This window comes from Moraxella porci DSM 25326, assembly GCF_002014855.1.
Taxonomy (GTDB): Bacteria; Pseudomonadota; Gammaproteobacteria; order Pseudomonadales; family Moraxellaceae; genus Moraxella; species Moraxella porci.
On record NZ_MUYV01000002.1, the window covers coordinates 86,655 to 104,896 of the forward strand.

General features: G+C 45.7%; 18 protein-coding genes. 7 read left to right on the forward strand and 11 right to left on the reverse strand.

Translation table 11 applies throughout. From position 1 onward, the window contains the following. Positions 1–14: 14 nt before the first annotated feature. Positions 15–923, reverse strand: coding sequence for an AEC family transporter (locus tag B0681_RS03210; RefSeq protein WP_158077914.1), 909 nt, complete (start codon positions 921–923; stop codon positions 15–17). Positions 924–964: 41 nt separating this feature from the next. After that, on the reverse strand, positions 965–1,963 hold the full coding sequence (locus B0681_RS03215) for a homoserine kinase (protein WP_078317313.1): 999 nt from the start codon (positions 1,961–1,963) through the stop codon (positions 965–967). 175 nt (positions 1,964–2,138) lie between these two features. Here B0681_RS03215 and hisF point away from each other — a divergent pair, with 175 nt between their 5' ends. From hisF to B0681_RS03245, 6 genes are all read left to right on the forward strand, one after another. Then, positions 2,139–2,921 carry an imidazole glycerol phosphate synthase subunit HisF gene (gene hisF / locus B0681_RS03220; RefSeq protein ID WP_078317314.1) on the forward strand — a complete coding sequence of 261 codons (783 nt, stop codon included), beginning with the start codon at positions 2,139–2,141 and terminating at the stop codon, positions 2,919–2,921. 156 nt (positions 2,922–3,077) lie between these two features. Then, entirely contained in the window at positions 3,078–3,572 is a 495-nt protein-coding gene (ribH, locus tag B0681_RS03225) for a 6,7-dimethyl-8-ribityllumazine synthase (protein ID WP_078254621.1), read from the forward strand. Between the two features lie 231 nt (positions 3,573–3,803). Next, positions 3,804–4,331 (forward strand): transcription antitermination factor NusB, encoded by a 528-nt coding sequence (nusB, locus tag B0681_RS03230; protein ID WP_078317315.1) that lies wholly within the window; start codon positions 3,804–3,806, stop codon positions 4,329–4,331. Positions 4,332–4,334: 3 nt separating this feature from the next. Next, positions 4,335–5,264 carry a thiamine-phosphate kinase gene (gene thiL, locus B0681_RS03235; protein WP_078317316.1) on the forward strand — a complete coding sequence of 310 codons (930 nt, stop codon included), beginning with the start codon at positions 4,335–4,337 and terminating at the stop codon, positions 5,262–5,264. Positions 5,265–5,273: 9 nt separating this feature from the next. Then, positions 5,274–5,843, forward strand: coding sequence for a nucleotidyltransferase family protein (locus tag B0681_RS03240; RefSeq protein ID WP_078317317.1), 570 nt, complete (start codon positions 5,274–5,276; stop codon positions 5,841–5,843). Positions 5,844–5,850: 7 nt separating this feature from the next. After that, complete coding sequence (locus B0681_RS03245) at positions 5,851–6,432, forward strand: phosphatidylglycerophosphatase A family protein (RefSeq protein ID WP_078317318.1); 582 nt, start codon at positions 5,851–5,853, stop codon at positions 6,430–6,432. Positions 6,433–6,486: 54 nt separating this feature from the next. Here the strand turns inward: B0681_RS03245 and hslO are convergent, their stop codons facing one another. Beyond that, positions 6,487–7,389 (reverse strand): Hsp33 family molecular chaperone HslO, encoded by a 903-nt coding sequence (gene hslO / locus B0681_RS03250; RefSeq protein ID WP_078317319.1) that lies wholly within the window; start codon positions 7,387–7,389, stop codon positions 6,487–6,489. 133 nt (positions 7,390–7,522) lie between these two features. Continuing rightward, positions 7,523–7,954 (reverse strand): bactofilin family protein, encoded by a 432-nt coding sequence (locus B0681_RS03255; protein ID WP_143821217.1) that lies wholly within the window; start codon positions 7,952–7,954, stop codon positions 7,523–7,525. Positions 7,955–8,300: 346 nt separating this feature from the next. Here B0681_RS03255 and glmS point away from each other — a divergent pair, with 346 nt between their 5' ends. Beyond that, a complete protein-coding gene (glmS, locus tag B0681_RS03260; RefSeq protein ID WP_078317321.1) occupies positions 8,301–10,139 on the forward strand; it encodes a glutamine--fructose-6-phosphate transaminase (isomerizing) in 1,839 nt (612 codons plus the stop codon). Between the two features lie 61 nt (positions 10,140–10,200). Here glmS and galE read toward each other — a convergent pair whose 3' ends face one another. The 7 genes from galE to B0681_RS03295 are packed head-to-tail and all read right to left on the reverse strand — an operon-like array spanning position 10,201 to position 18,104. After that, on the reverse strand, positions 10,201–11,229 hold the full coding sequence (gene galE, locus B0681_RS03265; RefSeq protein ID WP_078317322.1) for a UDP-glucose 4-epimerase GalE: 1,029 nt from the start codon (positions 11,227–11,229) through the stop codon (positions 10,201–10,203). Further along, entirely contained in the window at positions 11,229–12,473 is a 1,245-nt protein-coding gene (locus B0681_RS03270) for a UDP-glucose/GDP-mannose dehydrogenase family protein (protein WP_078317323.1), read from the reverse strand. The genes galE and B0681_RS03270 overlap by 1 nt, the downstream gene beginning before the upstream one ends. Then, the gene (gene pgi, locus B0681_RS03275) at positions 12,473–14,110 is read right to left on the reverse strand and encodes a glucose-6-phosphate isomerase (RefSeq protein ID WP_078317324.1); all 1,638 of its coding nucleotides are present in this window, start codon (positions 14,108–14,110) and stop codon (positions 12,473–12,475) included. Before pgi ends, B0681_RS03270 begins: the two co-directional genes overlap by 1 nt. Positions 14,111–14,119: 9 nt before the next feature. Beyond that, complete coding sequence (locus B0681_RS03280) at positions 14,120–14,992, reverse strand: UTP--glucose-1-phosphate uridylyltransferase (protein ID WP_078317325.1); 873 nt, start codon at positions 14,990–14,992, stop codon at positions 14,120–14,122. A 3-nt stretch (positions 14,993–14,995) separates the two neighbouring features. Then, positions 14,996–15,904 carry a glycosyltransferase gene (locus tag B0681_RS03285; RefSeq protein WP_078317326.1) on the reverse strand — a complete coding sequence of 303 codons (909 nt, stop codon included), beginning with the start codon at positions 15,902–15,904 and terminating at the stop codon, positions 14,996–14,998. Positions 15,905–15,907: 3 nt separating this feature from the next. Continuing rightward, entirely contained in the window at positions 15,908–17,068 is a 1,161-nt protein-coding gene (glf, locus tag B0681_RS03290) for a UDP-galactopyranose mutase (protein ID WP_078317327.1), read from the reverse strand. A 10-nt stretch (positions 17,069–17,078) separates the two neighbouring features. Further along, positions 17,079–18,104, reverse strand: a complete 1,026-nt coding sequence (locus B0681_RS03295) for a glycosyltransferase (RefSeq protein WP_158077915.1) — start codon at positions 18,102–18,104, stop codon at positions 17,079–17,081. Between the last annotated feature and the right edge of the window lie 138 nt (positions 18,105–18,242).

Sequence of the window (18,242 nt, forward strand, 5' to 3'; positions counted from 1 at the left end):
TAATTAAAAAAACATTATAGCACTAGCCATAAAATCACAGGCAAAGTCAGCATCGCAAGCAGCGTCTGCATACTGATGATGTTCGCCATCAATGGGTGGTTGCCGCCCAGCGCTTGGGTCAATGAAAATGCAGTTGGCGCGGTCGGCAGCGCAAAAAACAGCGTGATGATCTGCCGCTCAATGCCCACCACACCCATCATCGTACACAGCGCATAGGCCAGCACTGGCATGCACAGCAGGCGAATCAGGCTGTTGGCGATGATGATGCCAAGCTCGCTCGATTTTAGGCGAAATTGCAACCCTGCACCGATGCACAACAGACCCAAAGGCAAGCTGGCTGAGGCCAATTGCCCAAAAAATCCCTCAACGCCTGCCATCAAAGTCAGCGATGAGGCATTGAACGCAAGCGCCAATGCACATGCCACAATCAGCGGATTTTTCAGCACATTCATCAGCAATAACCGGGCATCAAAGCCATGCTGTAGGCTCAGCGCAATGACAGAGATCACATTGATCGGCGGAATGAACAAAGCGATGATCAGCGAAAAGATCACCATGCCCGCCTCATCAAACAGTGATGCCACCAGCGCCAGCCCCACATAGGTATTAAAACGGATGGCGCTTTGCATATACACGCCGATGTCTTGTGGATGAATGTCAAATACTCGATGCGCCACAAAAATCGCAATACTCGCCAGCAGCAGCACCGCCAACACCACAGACAACGCCAGCGCAAACTTCGCCAAGTTCATGTCCGCTGTCGCCAAGTTTAGGAACAATAGCGCAGGGAACAGCAAATAATAATTGAGCCTATCTAACTGCTGCCAAGTCTTGGCACTCAAAAACCCTTGATGCTTTAGCACAAAGCCTGTCAAAATACACAGACCCAATGGGATTAAGCTATTTATAATCGGTGCAATCATCATCCATCCATCTTGGCGTATTTATCGTCCCTGATCCTTGCTTAGACACGCCCCCAATGAAAACTCGCCAAGCGTTTCATCAAATCAGGATTTTTGACCATAATATCATCGCCGGTACGCCCTTGCTCACGGTTATAATAGATGACATTGAGGCGTAGTAGCCAAAATATGGTCGCGCTATAGGCAAGCATCACAGGCAGGGCTTGTTTTTCGTCCGCTGTCAATGCTCGTACAGTCTCATAGCCTTTGATAAAGGCATCCATCTTGGTGGTATCAAAATTCACGCTCTCGCCATTGGTGGCATTACCCCAAGTGGTACAAAAATCGTTAATAGTGATGGCGATGTCCATCAAATAATGCTCAACAGACACTTCAGTAAAATCAAGTAAGCCTGTCAAGCGTGGCGTCTGTGCACTAAAATCCCACAAGGTATTGTCAGTAAACATATCCAGATGGCAAAGCCCTTTTGGCAGATCGCTTGGCAAATTGGCATATGCTGTCCAAATATCGTTCATCAAGCGCGCTTCATCGGTCGGCATAAAGGCAGTTTCACGCTCTTTGACCCTTGCCCAGTCATACAGTGGCACGCCATAGTCTTCGGCAGGCTGTAGCGTGGTCAAGGTGTCATGCAGTACCGCCAATGCCTTACCCATCTCATAGCACATCACGGCATCTGTCTGCGTTGGATGTCTACCTGCCAATTTTGGCACAACCAAAATGGCTTTATTTTCATAACGCATCACACAGTCTTCACCGATTTGATTGCCTTTGGCGGTGAGCTTAACCAAGGGTGGTGCAATCGGCAATTTGTCCTTTAAGGCATGCATGACGGTGGCCATTTTCATGATATCGGCAGGCACACGCTCTTCGTATAGGGTAAATACATAAGAAAAATCATCGCCTTCGTCGCCATCTGTCTGTACAAACCAGTTGGAGTTTTTCACGCCTTGGACGATGGGAATGGCTTTTTTGAATTTCACGCCAAACAAACCACAAAACGCAAAAAATTCATCTTCGGACAAATGGGTATAAACAGACATAAGATTTCCTACAATTGACACAACATCGGGCAAATCGCCCAGAATAAAAACTTGCTGATATTTTAATGATTTTTTGATAAAATTGCCAAGTTATTTTAGGATTAAGCAGTGATTATTTCTGGCATAAGCGCCAATTACTGCCAACCATTGCCCATAATCTGCCATAGGATACGCCATGCTTGCCAAACGCCTGATCCCTTGCCTTGATGTCGAAAATGGACGCGTCGTCAAAGGCGTAAATTTTGTTGATATCAAAGATGCAGGCGATCCTGTCGAAGTCTCAAAACGCTACAACGACCAAGGTGCCGACGAAATCACCTTTTTGGACATCACCGCCACTTCCGATGGCCGTGACACCACTTATCATACCGTTGAGCTGATTGCCAAATCCATCTTCATTCCACTGACCGTCGGTGGTGGCGTACGCAAAATCGAAGACATTCGCAATCTACTAAATGCCGGTGCGGACAAGGTCGGCATCAACTCTGCTGCCATCACCAATCCTGATTTGGTCAATGATGCCGCGGCTCGTTTTGGCAATCAGTGCATCGTCGCCTCTATCGACGCCAAGCGAGTCACCAAGCCTGATGGTAGCACAGGCTTTGAAATTTTCACTCATGGCGGACGCAAAGCCACAGGCATCGATGCCATCGAATGGGCGGTAGAAATGACCAAGCGCGGTGCAGGCGAACTGCTTGTTACCAGTATGGATGGCGATGGTACACGCCGTGGCTATGACCTTGAGCTGACTCGCACCATTTCTGATCGTGTCAATATTCCCGTGATCGCATCGGGCGGTGTGGGCAATCTACAGCACTTGGCAGATGGTGTCACCCTAGGCGGTGCTGATGCGGTGTTGGCAGCGAGTATTTTTCATTTTGGTGATTATACCATCCGTCAAGCCAAAGAGTTTATGGCAGCCCAAGGCATTCCCATGCGATTGGTTGAGCCACGATAAGGCAAGTTAAGCCAGTTTGTATTAGCCAATCAGACAGCTGAATCATGAGCAATTTTGCAATCAAAGGTTGCAAAATGACGCTTAAAAACACAGCCAATGTATGCTACAATAGCTTCATGACAATCATTCATATATTTTTAAAATTAGGATAAGACAATGACAACTTATACTGCACAAAAAGCCGCCATCACGCACATCGAAGGCGCTTTGGACAATAACACTGCTGTACGCATCGGTATCGCTGTTGGCCGTTTTAATGGCTTTTTGGTCGAAAGCTTGGTTGAAGGTGCTATCGATGCCCTAGTACGCCACGGTGTGCAAGGCGAAAATATCGATGTAGTGCGTGTACCTGGTGCATTTGAGCTACCACTCACCGCCAAGCGTCTGGCTGAGTCGGACAAATACGACGCCATCATCGTACTTGGTGCCATCATCCGTGGCGCGACACCGCATTTTGACATCGTCGCCAATGAGTCTGCCAAAGGCCTAAGCCAAGTCGCACTCAGCCTAGGCAAGCCTGTCATTAACGGCATCTTGACCACCGAAAACATCGAGCAGACCATCGAGCGTGCCGGCACCAAAGCAGGCAACAAAGGCTATGAAGCCGCGATGACCGCTCTTGAGATGGTCTCAGTCCTAAAAGCCATCTAAGTTTTTCCCTCTTGGCATATCCATCGTTGGGTGGGTATGCTCGGTGCGTTTTGGCGACGCATCACGAATGAGTCATCATTCTGCACTATTTAATAGCTTCAATTGATCTTTTGCTTTGCAATCGGATGCTTGGCACGCCTTGCAAATTTGCTTAATTTGCCAATTTATGCACTGGCGAATTTATGGTATAGTAAGCCATATGCATCCTTTTGCCATTACTGGACATCGTTTATGACAGACCATATTATCCCATCAGACACAGGCTATAAGACTTCTCACACCGCCGTGCGTAAGGCGCGCCGTTTTGCCCTACAGGGTCTTTATGAGTGGCTATTGACCGATTATCGCTTCTCAAAAATCGATCGTCATCTGATGGGCGGCAACGAGCCACACACCATCGCCGCTCGTACTCGTGCGGACAATGCCATGCATACTGTGCATTTGGGCTATTATCATGAGCTGATGCGTCAGATTCCAGAGCAAGCAGATCAATTGGTGCTCGACATCTCAAGCTACATCGATCGTAGCTTTGATCGCCTTGATACCATCGAAAAAGCAGTATTGCTGATCGGTGCGTATGAACTCAAACACAGCCTACATATTCCTTATAAAGTCGTCCTTGATGAAGCCATGCAGTTGAACACTCACTTTGGAGCAACCGATGCACATAAGCTAATCAATGCCGTGTTGGATCAATACGCCAAAGTCGTGCGTGAAGCCGAAGTCAACGCCGACCAAGCCAAAAAATCTGCCAACTGACTTATGTCCGAATTTTCGCTCATCGCACAGCATTTTAGCCGTCATCAAGCGACGAATGATATCGCCATCAGCGTCGGTGATGACTGTGCTGTCGTCGATGTGCCTGTCGGTCATCAGCTGGTCATCTGCACCGATACCATGGTGGCAAATCGCCATTATCCAAGCGACACACCAGCGCACGCCATCGGGCATAAGGCAGTGGCGGTCAATCTATCCGACCTATCTGCAATGGGGGCGACACCGCATAGCATTACCCTTGCGTTAAGCCTACCAAGCTATGATGAAGCCTGGGTGGCAGACTTTGCCGATGGACTATATGCGATTTGCGATCGCTATGGCGTCAAGCTCATCGGTGGCGATACCACTTATGCACCGACGACGGCCATTAGCGTGACAGCGGTGGGTTATATTCCAAAACACCAAGCCATCACGCGTCATGGTGCGATGGTCGATGATGTGATTTGTGTCAGCGGTCATATCGGCTCAGCAAGTTTTGCCTTATCCCAAATTCTGCAAAATCAGCCCAGTCAGTTACGCGACAAGCTTGATTATCCCGAGCCACAGGTAGCACTTGGGCAGGCATTGCGTGGTTATGCCCATAGTATGATTGATATCTCAGATGGCTTAGGGCAGGATTTGGGGCATATCTTAGCAGCAAGCGGTGTCGGCGCCCGACTTGATTTGGATAAAATCCCCTGTCATACCCTGCTAGAACATCTACCCTTTGCCCAAAAATATCAGCATATCATAAATGGCGGTGATGATTATCAGTTATGCTTTACGATGAACAAAGAAAAATTTGACCAATTTCAGGCTAATTTTCCCCATTTTTCCATCCATGCCATTGGTGAGATTGTGGCGGATGGTGGTGTGCAGTTATTTGAGCATGGGCAAGCGGTCGCGTTTGATATCAAAGGATTTGAGCATTTTTAGGATGATGACATGAGTGATAATCTTGAAAAAACCGAACGCCTAATCCGTGAAATTAATCTGATTCACGCCAAATATTCACAAGATTATTTTGAAACAGGCAAAGTGACCAAGCTTAATTTAAGTCGTACACTAAAAAATGTGCCGATTGAGCATATTTTATCCTATCGGCTAAACCTACACGAATCGATTAATGACTATCTACTCTTTGCCAACACCAAAGATATTACTTTTTATTATCGGGTCAAGACTTCTGAAAGCATCCAAGATAAAATCGCACGCCATTTAGCGAGGCAAAATCAATATCCTGTAAATAATATCTTAAATGATATTTTTGGTGCGCGTATTGTTTTGCCATCCAAAGACATTGCCCTGATTTTAGAAAATTTGGATCGGTTTAAAGAAAAATACGGTCTAAAAAACTGGTATCTGCGAGATGTAGATGGCTATATTGGCATCCATGTGTATTTTAAAAATGCCAGTAACTTTTATTATCCGTGGGAACTACAAATTTGGGACGAAAACGACGCTGTCAATAACATCAAAAACCACATCGCCTATAAGCGTGACTTTGTCAAATAGGAAACTCATGAGCCAAACCAAACCCGATATCTACCAATCCAATCACTGTCCGCCTTGCCCACCAACTGCCAGCACTTTTGACAAGTGCATTTATTGGCTAGGTATTGGTCTTGGTTCAGGACTGCCACGCCGTGCTGCCGGCACTTGGGGTACGGTGGGCGGTCTTGTTGTTGCCCTGCCTATGATTTGGGCGGGATTTTGGGTGTTTGTAGTGGTGACGCTCATCGGACTGATTGTCGGTAGCTTTATTTGTGGTCAGACATCTAGACTCATGGGCATCGACGATGATCCGCACATCGTTTGGGATGAATGGGTGGGGATGTGGCTAAGTTTATTGCCGACGGTGTTTGTACTGCATCAGTTTGGGCAGTTGAGTGATTTTTATCCAAATTCCATCACTTTTTGGATTGTTATCGTGCTAAGTTTTGGGTTATTTCGACTGTTTGATATACTAAAGCCAGCACCGATCAGCTGGGCAGATAAGCATGTCTCAGGTGGTTTTGGGATTATGCTTGATGATGTGCTGGCAGGCATCATCGCAGGGATGATCACGGTGATTATCGTGTTTAGCTTTGCCCCGATGACTTAGTGATTTGAATCATTAAAAAAAGCCCGCTGCTTGGCGGGCTTATCACTCACTGCATCACGCATCAGCAAACAGCGCTTCGATGGCCTGTTCATCAAAAGGATACTCTTTACCACAAAAACCGCAGTCAAGCACCAATACGCCGCCGTGTGCCGCGACCGCTTGCTTGGCTTCATCATAGCCCAGCTGCATGATGGCGCCTTGGCTTTTTTCGAGCGAACAGGTACAGGCAAAATGCAATGGCGTCGGCTCTGGCAGCACCACTTCTTCTTCGTGATATAAGCGATATAAGATCTCATCGGCAGGCAAATCGGTAATTTCCTCATCTTTTAGCGTGCTGGTCAACGCGATCAAGCGATCCCACAAATCAGGATCATTTTCTTTGTCGGCATCCGTCTGCGGCAACAGCTGCACCAATACGCCGCCTGCCGATGCCTCACTGGTAGCAAGCTTGATGATGGTTGGGATCTGCGCCGATTGCTTTTGATAATGCGCCAAACACTCGCCCAAATCATCACTGACGCGCTCGACGATGCCTTGATACGCCTCACCTTGCTCAGGGTGGATGCTGATAAACAGCACGCCTGCACCCAGCTGGGCAAAGGCTTGATTACTGCTGCTCAATGACTGCCAAAATGCTTGATCATCCTCACTGCCAGCATCGAAGCCTGCCAAAGCACGCACCGCGCCTGTGTGGTCACACTCTGCCATCGCCCAGTTCAGCTTGGCATGCGCATCGGAGCTTTGTAGCTGAATGGAGAGCTTGCCATCGATTTTTAATGTGCTGATCAAGAGACTTGCCGACACCAACATCTCACCAAGCAATGCCTTGATGGCGGCGGGATAAGCCTTTTGGTCGATGACGGTTTGATAAGCATCGGTCAGACGCACCACATCACCACGCACGGCAGAATGATTGATAAAAAAACGCTGACGGTAGTTGTTGAGATCGGTTGTCATAATATGATCCAAATTAGCAAATAAATAAGATGCCAGTTATATGGGGATGATGGGTGATTTTACAAATCATTTGCCACATAAAACAAAAAACCAAGCCATCAGATGACTTAGTTTTAATTTGTCAAAAATAGGCTTATAGCGCTTTGCACTGATCTTCTTTATTGCCATCGACGATGTTGCGCTCGGCACGTACACTGCCACGATTATCAAACAGCTGAATATCGCCATCGACACGCACGCCATTGATGCGCACACTGTTTGACTGCTTGACTTGGATATTGCCATTGACCGCACCGCCAGTGACTGACACCGAGGTTGCCTTGTCTGCTTGGATATCGCCATCGATGGTGGCGTTTTTGATGGTCAATCTGCCGCCTTGATAAACTTTGACATTGCCATCAACGGTTGTGCCATTGAGCGTACAAGTGCCACGCACCACGACATCACCATCGATGCGCTGCTTACCAAGCGTTGATGAACAAGTCACATCGCCTGCGTGTGCTGTGCCAACAAACGCCATCGCCACAACAGAACCCATCGCCAAAGTTTTGAATAATGCTTTCATCACATAGTCCTTAAAAGATGATAAAATGATCAACTCAGTGAACAACTGTCCGATCCTATGAGTGCTATTATATGTAACAAAATATGTATTACAAGCGTTTTTACATGAATTAACCATTTATTTACGCTAAATTACACGCAGCGATAAATAAGACAGACAACATTCAGTGTGAAAAAATTATCCACCCCAATCCATTTCGCTGCCTACTTTTTATTAAAAAAAATTTACACGCTCCACCAAATACGCCATGCTATAATAAAGGGCTTGATCAGCATGCTTTATCTAACGATTTGGGATAAAGTGGTGCTTTGTTATCTTTGACTAATTTGATACTAAGGAACAGCTTATGTGCGGTATCGTCGGTGCCATTCGTGCACATCATAATGTGGTTGATTTTCTCACAGATGGCCTAAAACGCCTAGAATATCGTGGCTATGACTCATCAGGCATCGCCGTGCAGACCGAAACAGGGATTCGCCGTGTGCGTCGTGTTGGTCGTGTGGCATTGATGGAAGAAGCCGCCAAAAACAAAGAAATCTATGGTCATACCGGCATCGGGCATACCCGCTGGGCGACACATGGCGGCGTGACCGAACCAAACGCCCACCCACATATCTCAGCAGGACTGATCTCGGTCGTGCATAACGGCATCATCGAAAACTTCGAAGCTGAACGCAGCCGCCTAGAAGCGCTCGGCTATGTGTTCGAATCACAAACCGACACCGAAGTCATTGCCCACAGCGTGCATCACGAATATGAGGCCAATGGCGGCGATTTATATCGTGCGGTGCAGACTGCCACATCTCGCTTTCATGGGGCTTATGCCATCGCTGTCATCGCCAATGATAAGCCAAATCAAATGGTTGTCGCTCGCATGGGCTGTCCACTACTGGTGGCTTTTGGTGATGAAGAAGTGTTCATCGCCTCAGATGTCTCAGCCGTGATTGCGTTCACTCGTCGCGTCAGCTATCTAGAAGATGGTGATATCGCCCTATTATCCGCCAATGGTATCGATAAACTGCTTGATAAAGAAGGCAATGAAGCCCAGCGTATCATTAAGACATCTGAGCTATCGCTTGCCTCACTTGAGCTTGGCCCATACAGTCACTTTATGCAAAAAGAGATTTATGAGCAGCCTCGTGCCGTGTCGGATACCGCTGAGATTTTCTTGGAAGGCGGTTTTATCGCTGAGAACTTTGGTGATGATGCGCCTGAGATTTTTGGCAAAATCAATAGCATCAAGATTCTTGCCTGCGGTACTTCGTATTATGCTGCTTTGACAGGTAAATACTGGCTTGAAAGTATCGCCAAAATCCGCTGCGATGTCGAGATCGCCAGCGAATATCGCTATCGTGATGTCATCGGTGATGAAAACGAGCTGATCGTGACCATCAGCCAATCGGGCGAGACGCTTGATACCATGGAAGCGTTGAAGTTTGCCATGACCCAAGGGCACAAATACAGCCTATCCATCTGTAATGTGATGGAGTCAGCCCTACCTCGCAACTCAACGCTTGCAATCTATACCCGTGCCGGTGCTGAGATCGGCGTGGCAAGTACCAAAGCATTTACCACACAGCTTGTGGTACTATTTGGCTTGGCAGTGACTTTGGGTAAAATCCGCAGTCATATCAGCGATGAGACCGCTGAGCAATACGCCGAAGAGCTGCGCCTACTACCAGGCAGTATTCAGCACGCTTTGAACCTTGAGTCGCAGCTTGGTGCATGGGCACAAAAATTCTCTGCCAAACCATCAGCACTATTCCTAGGTCGTGGTATTCATTATCCAATCGCCCTAGAAGGTGCTCTAAAACTCAAAGAGCTGACCTACATCCATGCTGAAGCCTATCCAGCTGGCGAGCTTAAGCATGGCCCATTGGCGCTCGTTGATGAAAATATGCCTGTTGTCGTCATCTCGCCAAATGATGGCCTGCTTGATAAAGTCAAAGCCAATATGCAAGAAGTCAGTGCTCGTGGCGGTGAGCTGTTTGTCCTATCTGACCTAGATAGCGACTTCACCGCTGGCGATAGCATCCATGTCATCCGCACCCCACGCCATGTCGGTGTGCTATCACCGATTGTACACACCATTGGCGTACAGCTACTGTCTTATCATGTCGCCTTGGTGCGTGGCACCGATGTCGATAAACCCCGTAACCTAGCTAAGTCGGTGACGGTGGAATAAGCCAGCGATCGCTGTATGGTATTAAAAGATCCTTTGCTGACAAAGGATCTTTTCTTTATCTTTAGCTTTGGCGATAACCGTTTGGATTGCCACTTTGCCAACGCCATGTATCAGCACACATCTCATTAATGCCCAGTGCTGCCGTCCAACCGAACAGCTCTCGTGCCTTGTCACTGCTGGCATAGCAAGCCGCCACATCGCCAGGTCTGCGATCAGTGATGACATATGGTACAGTTTGTCCTGTATTTGCCACAAACGCATCCACAAGCTGCAATACCGATGTGCCATTACCTGTACCTAGATTGACAGGGCAAAAGCCGACACCGCTTGGGGTCTTGACCAAATATTCCAGTGCCGCCACATGACCTTTTGCCAAATCGACCACATGAATATAATCACGCACACCCGTGCCGTCGATGGTGTCATAATCATTGCCAAAAACAGACAGCTTTTCAAGCTTACCTACCGCTACTTGGCTGATATAGGGCATTAAATTATTGGGAATATCGCTTGGGTCTTCGCCAATCAAGCCGCTTTTGTGCGCACCAATAGGGTTAAAATATCGCAAGGATACAGCATTGAACTGATCATCCGATTTTGCCAAATCTTCCAAGATATATTCAACCGTCAATTTAGACTGTCCGTACGGATTGGTACAAGAGCGCTTGGCGGTCTCAACGATTGGTAGTACTTCAGGGTCGCCATAGACAGTTGCCGATGATGAAAAAATAAAGTTTTTCACCCCGTATGCTTGCATGACTTCTAGCAAGTTGAGCGTACCTGCGACATTGTTTTGGTAATATTTGATGGGCTTTGCGACCGACTCACCCACCGCCTTTAATCCCGCAAAATGAATCACGCCAAAAAAGTCATGCTCAGCAAAGGTTTTGGCAAGCAAACCTTTATCTAGCACATCACCCAAAATAAATTCTACAGACTGTCCTGTAATCTGTTCAACTCGCGCAATTGCCACAGGACTTGAATTGGACAGATTATCATACACCACAGGTGTAAAGCCTGCCGCAATCAATTCAATCAAAGTATGCGAGCCGATATAGCCTGCACCACCGGTAACGAGAATTTTTTTCATCATATTTCCACTTTGCTATAATTACGCCCAATACCATGATAATCGCCCGCATACTGTGCGATCAATTGATTATTCAAGATATTTTTGGCATCAAAAATCGGTAAGCCAAACTGATTTAATTGCTCAATATTTGGCAGTACTACTTCTGACCAGTTTAGGATAAACAAGGCATCACATCCTGAAAGCTGATAAGCATCATCGCACAGACCAAACAACGGCTCATCGCCATAAATTTGCGTCAGCTCAAAGCCTGCATTTGGGGCATACACTGTGGTTTCGATGCCATATGACCATAACAGCTTTAGAAGTGGATGAATGGCAGAATTGGTCGTGCGTCCCGTATTGGTGCGATAGCCTGCACCCCAAATCATCACGGATTTACCATCAATAAAACCATCAAAATATCGCCAAAATTTACGGAAAATCAGCTCTTTTTGGTCTTCGTTAATCTGACAGACAGTGGATAATAGACGGCTTTGGACTTGATTTTGTTTAAAAAATTGATCAAGTAGCTCAACTTCGGTAGGTAGTGCCTGACCGCCAAAACCCCACCCTGCCGACAGATAATCCTTGCCAATACGCTTATCCAGTCCCATCACTGTCTGCACCGTGGTGATATCCACGCCACTGGCATCCGCTAGGCGTGCCATCTCATTGACAAAGCTTAAGCGCGTGGCAAGCATCGCCATAATCCCTGCACGGGCAAATTCCACCGTCTTAATATCACCCACAAACTGCTTATCCGTGCGAGATAACAGCATGAGTAGCAGCTCATTGGTCGTATGCACACCCAAGGTCTTTTCACCAATCATCACCATATCGGGTGACGACAGCGAACCAAAACCCGTACCATCTTTCATAAAGACAAACGGCACATAGCAAACTTGGCTGGTGGCAAACTCATTTGCCAAAGTTGCCACATCACCAATAGCCACCGAGCCACTTAAAATGACTTGGGCAGTGGTCTCAAGCAATGATGACAAATATTCATCAACACCTTGGGCATCCAAAAACAGCCACACATAAGCCATATCAGCAAGCCTATCCACCACCGTGATTTGCCCTGTTTGCGTGTACATTTGCCACAGGGCTGACATTTGATGGTCAAATTTATAGCTTGCCAATGTGTGCGACACCGCACTGTCATCAGCGAGTAACTGCACCGATTTATTTAGACTGGCCAGCCAAATAGCAGTATTGATGGACTCATTGGTACAGCCGATCAGTAGGATAGAATCAGTCATCACACACCCCCTTGCGCGGCTTGAGCCTGTAGAATCTTGGCAAGCAAAGCATTGGTTGAGCCATCAAAGCCGTCCGCCTTGCCATCATTTAGAGCATCAAACACACTGTTTGCCATCACTTTGCCCACTTCCACGCCCCATTGGTCAAAAGGATTAATCCCCCACAACACGCTCATCACATACACTTTATGCTCGTATAGGGCAATTAGTGCGCCCAAAGTGGATGGGCTTAAACTATCGAGCAGTAGCGTTGTGGACGGCTGATTACCGCGATAGCGTTTAAACTCATTGAATTCTTCTTGAGCGGTTTCGCCCAATGCCCCATTACCAAAGGCAAGCACCTGCGACTGCGCAAGGCAGTTTGCCAAGGATAATTTGTGTTGTTCTTCTAAATAGGCATCGTGATGGTGCTGCTGATTGTCATACCGACGAATCGGCGTGATAAAATCGCACGACACCCTTTGCGTGCCTTGGTGCAGTAACTGATAAAAAGCGTGCTGAGCGTTTGAACCAATATCACCCCACAGAATCGGGCAGGTGGCATAATCCACCGCCACGCCGTCACGCGCCACCGATTTACCATTGGACTCCATCTCAAGCTGGGTCAGATAATTGGGAAAAAATGATAATCGCCCATCATAAGGCAACACCGTATGGGCATTGATCCCCAAAAAGGTAGAATTCCACACACCAATCAAGCCAAGCAGCACAGGCAGATTGTGCTCAAAGTCAGCAGTGGCAAAGTGTGTATCCATCGCATAAGCACCCGCCAGCAGTGCACGAAAGCCAGTCATGCCAATACGAATGGCGATGGCAAGCCCGATGGCTGACCACATACTAAAGCGACCACCCACCCAGTCCCACAGCAAGAGCTGATTGTCCGTATGAATGCCCCACGCACTCATCTTATCGGTGCGAGTAGAAATGCCGATAAAATGCCGACGCAGCAGGCTTTGTTCTTTGGCACCGGTGGAGAGTAGCCACGCTTTGGCAGTTTTGGCGTTTGATAATGTGTCAATCGTACCAAAAGATTTGGACGAGATGATAAACAGTGTCGTTTGCGGATTGAGTTTCTTAAGCAAGCCGTCGAGCTGCGTGCCGTCCATATTGGAAACAAAATGCACTCGAATGTCCGTATCTGCCCATTCCTCCAGTGCCGTCGCCGCCATGAGTGGTCCAAGGTCTGAGCCACCAACCCCGATATTGACCACATCGGTGATTGCCTTGCCCGAATAGCCACGCCACACACCTGTACGGATGCGGCTGACGATCGCTTCGCACTTGTCTAGACTATCATGCACCTGCCCACCGACATCCACACCATCCACCAGCAAAGACTCACCCTTTGGCAAGCGTAGAGCCGTGTGCAAGGCAGCACGATTTTCGGTGTCGTTGACCTTGACACCTGATAATAACTCATTGATTTTATGAGATAAATTTTTGGATTTGGCAAGGGCTATCAATGCCGACAGACGCTCATTATCCAGTGCCTGCTTGCTATAATCCATATAAATCCCACAGGCAGTCGCACTAAATTGCTCACTGCGACTGCTATCGGCAAATAATTCACCGATATTTGGCGTGGTGGTAGCAAGATTTTGTAGGGCTTGCCAAGCGGTATTGGTGGTATGGCTCATGAATTATCCTTAATTCGCAGACTTGACACCCAATTTATCAGCAAAATACACAAAGGCCTGCATATAGCTTGTCATATCGCCAGCATCAAAGCTGTTGCCCACCATCGTCACTACATCCATGCCCTGTGTGCCAATCAGTGCATCAATGGCATCAGTCAGCTGAATCTCGCCACCGACGCTTGGGGCGGTCTTGGCAAGATACTCAAAAATCGCATTATCAAACACATAGCGACCCACCACTGCCAAGTTGGACGGTGCGACATCGGCCGATGGTTTTTCGACAAAGCCTTTGACATCAAAGCAGATATTGTTATCTGATTTTTCAATGGTTTGGGTGTCGGCTAGGCGGGCGATACCATATTTATGAATGTCTGCCATTGCCACAGGGTCGACCAAAATCTGACTACGACCTGTCTTGGTAAATTCAGCCATCATAAAGGCAAGGTTATGCATCTCATAGCCAGACGCATAAGGGTTTAGCACCACATCAGGCAGTAGCACGGCAAAGGGGTTATCGCCCACCACCGCACGACCTTGTAGCACCGCATGACCCAACCCCAATGGTTTGCCTTGGCGGACGCTAGTGATGGTGACATCATCAGGCAAGAAGCTTAGGCTGTCAGCAAGTGCATCTTTGCCCTTGCTACGCAGCTGGGTATCCAGCTCGCTATTGATATCAAAATAGTTCTCAATCGCCATCTTTTGGGCGTGATTGACTAGGACGATATTTTTGATCCCGGCAGCGATGGCTTCTTCGATGACGTACTGGATAGCAGGTTTATTGCCCAGTGGCAACAGCTCTTTTGGCACTGCCTTGGATAATGGCAACATACGCGTACCAAAGCCTGCAACAGGGATAATGGCGTGAGTGATTTTTTTCATAATTCAACCTTTAAAATCGTTATTCATATAACCGACAAGTCCATAAATAAATGCCTTCAGCCATAAGCAATAGTTTCTAACATCTTTTTTATACACCAAATAAAACCAAGTATATCGCCACCAATGCTTATAGACAATCTTGGATTTTTTAAAAAAATTGATGTCCTGACGCAGTCTTAGCATATACGCTTGGTTGCGCGTGGAATAAAATAGTTTAAATGGCGAATCCAAATGATGATAACGCTTACCCTTAAGGTAAAAATACTCATTGACAGAGGTGGGATGAAATACGATTACCTTGGTATAAACGGTTGTTTTATAACCTGCATTTAATATTCGCATTTTATATTCTTGTTCGTCGCCACGAATAAAAAACTCCGCTCTTGGCACACCAATTTTTTCTACCACTTTTTTATCAAATAACACACCATTAAACAGTTTAATCTCATTATCCAATAGCTCAATGTATTTAATCTTGTCAACTTGTGTCAGTTTTTCACCATTAACCTTGTATTCATAAGCCGACAAATGGTGATTATCCATATCCGCCACCAATGCCGAAACAACATCGTGATTATAGGTTTGTTTGATGGCAACCATATCAGCAACAAAATGCTCATCATAGGGATAAGCATCATCATCAAAACTGACAATATAATCACAATCGTCATTCTTGGCAATCTCAAACCCCTTGGCGAATCCACCAGCACCGCCTAAGTTTGCGCCCAGTTGATGTAGATAGATTTTATCATTGTGATAGCCATTAATAATACTACAAGTATTATCTGAGCTGTTGTTATCCACAATAATAATCCGCCTGACTGGATATGACTGTGATAATAACTTATCAATCAGTCGCCCAATACATTTGGCAGAATTAAAAGTGGTAATAACAACAGCAATTTTTTTCATAAATTACAGCATATTCACATAAAACGGACGAACGGCATCGCCCTTTTCCTTAGCGGTCAAAAATGCTCTTGCCACATCCAGTGCCTCACGAATGGTCACATCCATATCAAGATATCGATAAGTCGCAAGACGGCCAACAAACGTTACTTTGGTTTCTTGGTTAGCCAGATTTACATATTGCTCTAGCATGGTTTTTTCATCAACCAAGCGTATTGGGTAATAAGGGATATCCTCTTCACCGCATAGACGACTATACTCCTTAAAATACACTGTCTTATCATGCTTTTCCCAAGGCGTGAAATGCTTATGCTCAGCAATGCGTGTAAATGGCACACCCTCTTCGCCATAATTCATCACCGCACAGCCCTGATAATCACCTTCATCTACATGACGCTCAAAGTCTAGCGTGCGATAGCCCAAGCGACCTAAGCGATAATCATAAAACCCATCCAAAGGTCCTGTATAAAATACATGATCAAATCCACCTAACTCAGCGTGATCAAACTCACGATTTAATTCTACAGTGATATTTGGGTGGTTTAAGATACTTTCTACGATGACGGTATAGCCATCTTTTGGCATGCCTTGGTATTTATGAAAGAAATAATTATCATCATAATTAAATCGTACTGGCAAACGCTTTAGGATACTGGCTGGCAATTTGGTTGGTGACATTCCCCATTGCTTTTGGGTGTAACCCTTAAAGAAGGCTTCGTACAAATCACGACCAACAAATTTGAGTGCCTGCTCTTCAAACGACTGCGGCTCATCAATACTCTTATCGGCTTGCTCATTGACAATAAAATCATGGGCTTCTTGCGGGCGAAACGCTTTGCCAAAAAATTGGTTGATGGTATGCAAATTTACAGGTAAAGAATACACCTGACCACCAACCGTGGATTTGACACGGTTGGTATAAGGCATCATCTCACCATGCTTGGTCACATACTCCCATACTTCTTGATCGTCGGTATGGAAAATGTGTGGGCCATAATGATGCACCATGACATTGGTTTCATCATCACGCTCAGTATGACAATTGCCTGCAATGTGGCTACGCTTGTCAATTACCTTGACTTGATAACCGTTTTCTGCAAGTTCTCGAGCGATAACCGCACCTGAGAAACCTGCACCGATGATTAAAACTACAACATCATTTAGCATCGCAATCTTACTATTGTAGCATATACTTTTTTAAAATAGTATCAGCAAAACAAATGTGCTTCATATTGTCAAAAATCTCATTTTGCTCAGATAAAATCATATTTTTAAAATCTTCATTTTTTGAAATCTTTTGAATTAATTCTGATGTCTGCTCGATAAATTCTTTAGGTTTAGCAGAGACCAAACAGTGCTTACTCGTTATTTCATTTTGCTGCCCAACATTACTGCTAATAAATATTGTTCCATATTGCAAACACTCCAACCCAACAAGGGTCAAACCCTCATTTTCTGCACAGTTAACCAATATATCAATTTTTTGATGAAATAAACCAATGTCTTCACTTGCTCCACCAAAGCTTATATTCCCAAGCTTGTGTCGCTGTGCCAAAATCTGTGTCTTTTTTAGTAGCGATCCATTGCCTTGAACCAAAAATGATACACTATTATCTTTGCTAAATTTCTTTGCGAGCTCCACAAACAATTCGGGTCTTTTTTGTTTTTCAAGTCTACCTAAAAAACCTACCACTATTTTATTGTCATTTTTTTGATGCTTTTTTTTCTTGATAATGCTTTTATTAATAAGATATCCAAGTTGTACCTTATGTCTAGGGACACCAAGATTTTCAATAATATAATTTGTAAGCCCCTTGCTAACTACATGATGCACATTGATATATCTACTATTTTTGGCGCTCAAATATGGATAACCGCCAGTCTGATACTCAACAATATGCAAAGAGTCTATAATAAAAATATCTCGCGGCATATATGGTAAGGCGCGGTACATACTTAAAGAATGATGGATAAAGATGAAGTTTGGTTCCGTTGAATTAATAAGCTCCAATAACTGACTTTCTGATTTTTGATACCTTTGTCCATAAACAATCGCTTTAGCAGCGTCAAGTATGCTCAAAAAATGACCGGCTATTTCTGTTTTCTTCTCAATAAAAACCAAGTATGGTATTTTGTGTTTTTTAAGAAACAGTAGAGTCTCATAAGCAAATCTCTCCGCTCCCCCCCAATCCAAGGAATGCATACACACTAATACTTTTTTTTCAGTATTACAGCCCCTTATTGCGCTTCTCTGATTTCGTCTGATTTTATCAAAATGCTGGTTTTTGGCATACCGCTTCGTATAAAATCTCAATGTTTTGAAAGAATCTATCCACATGAG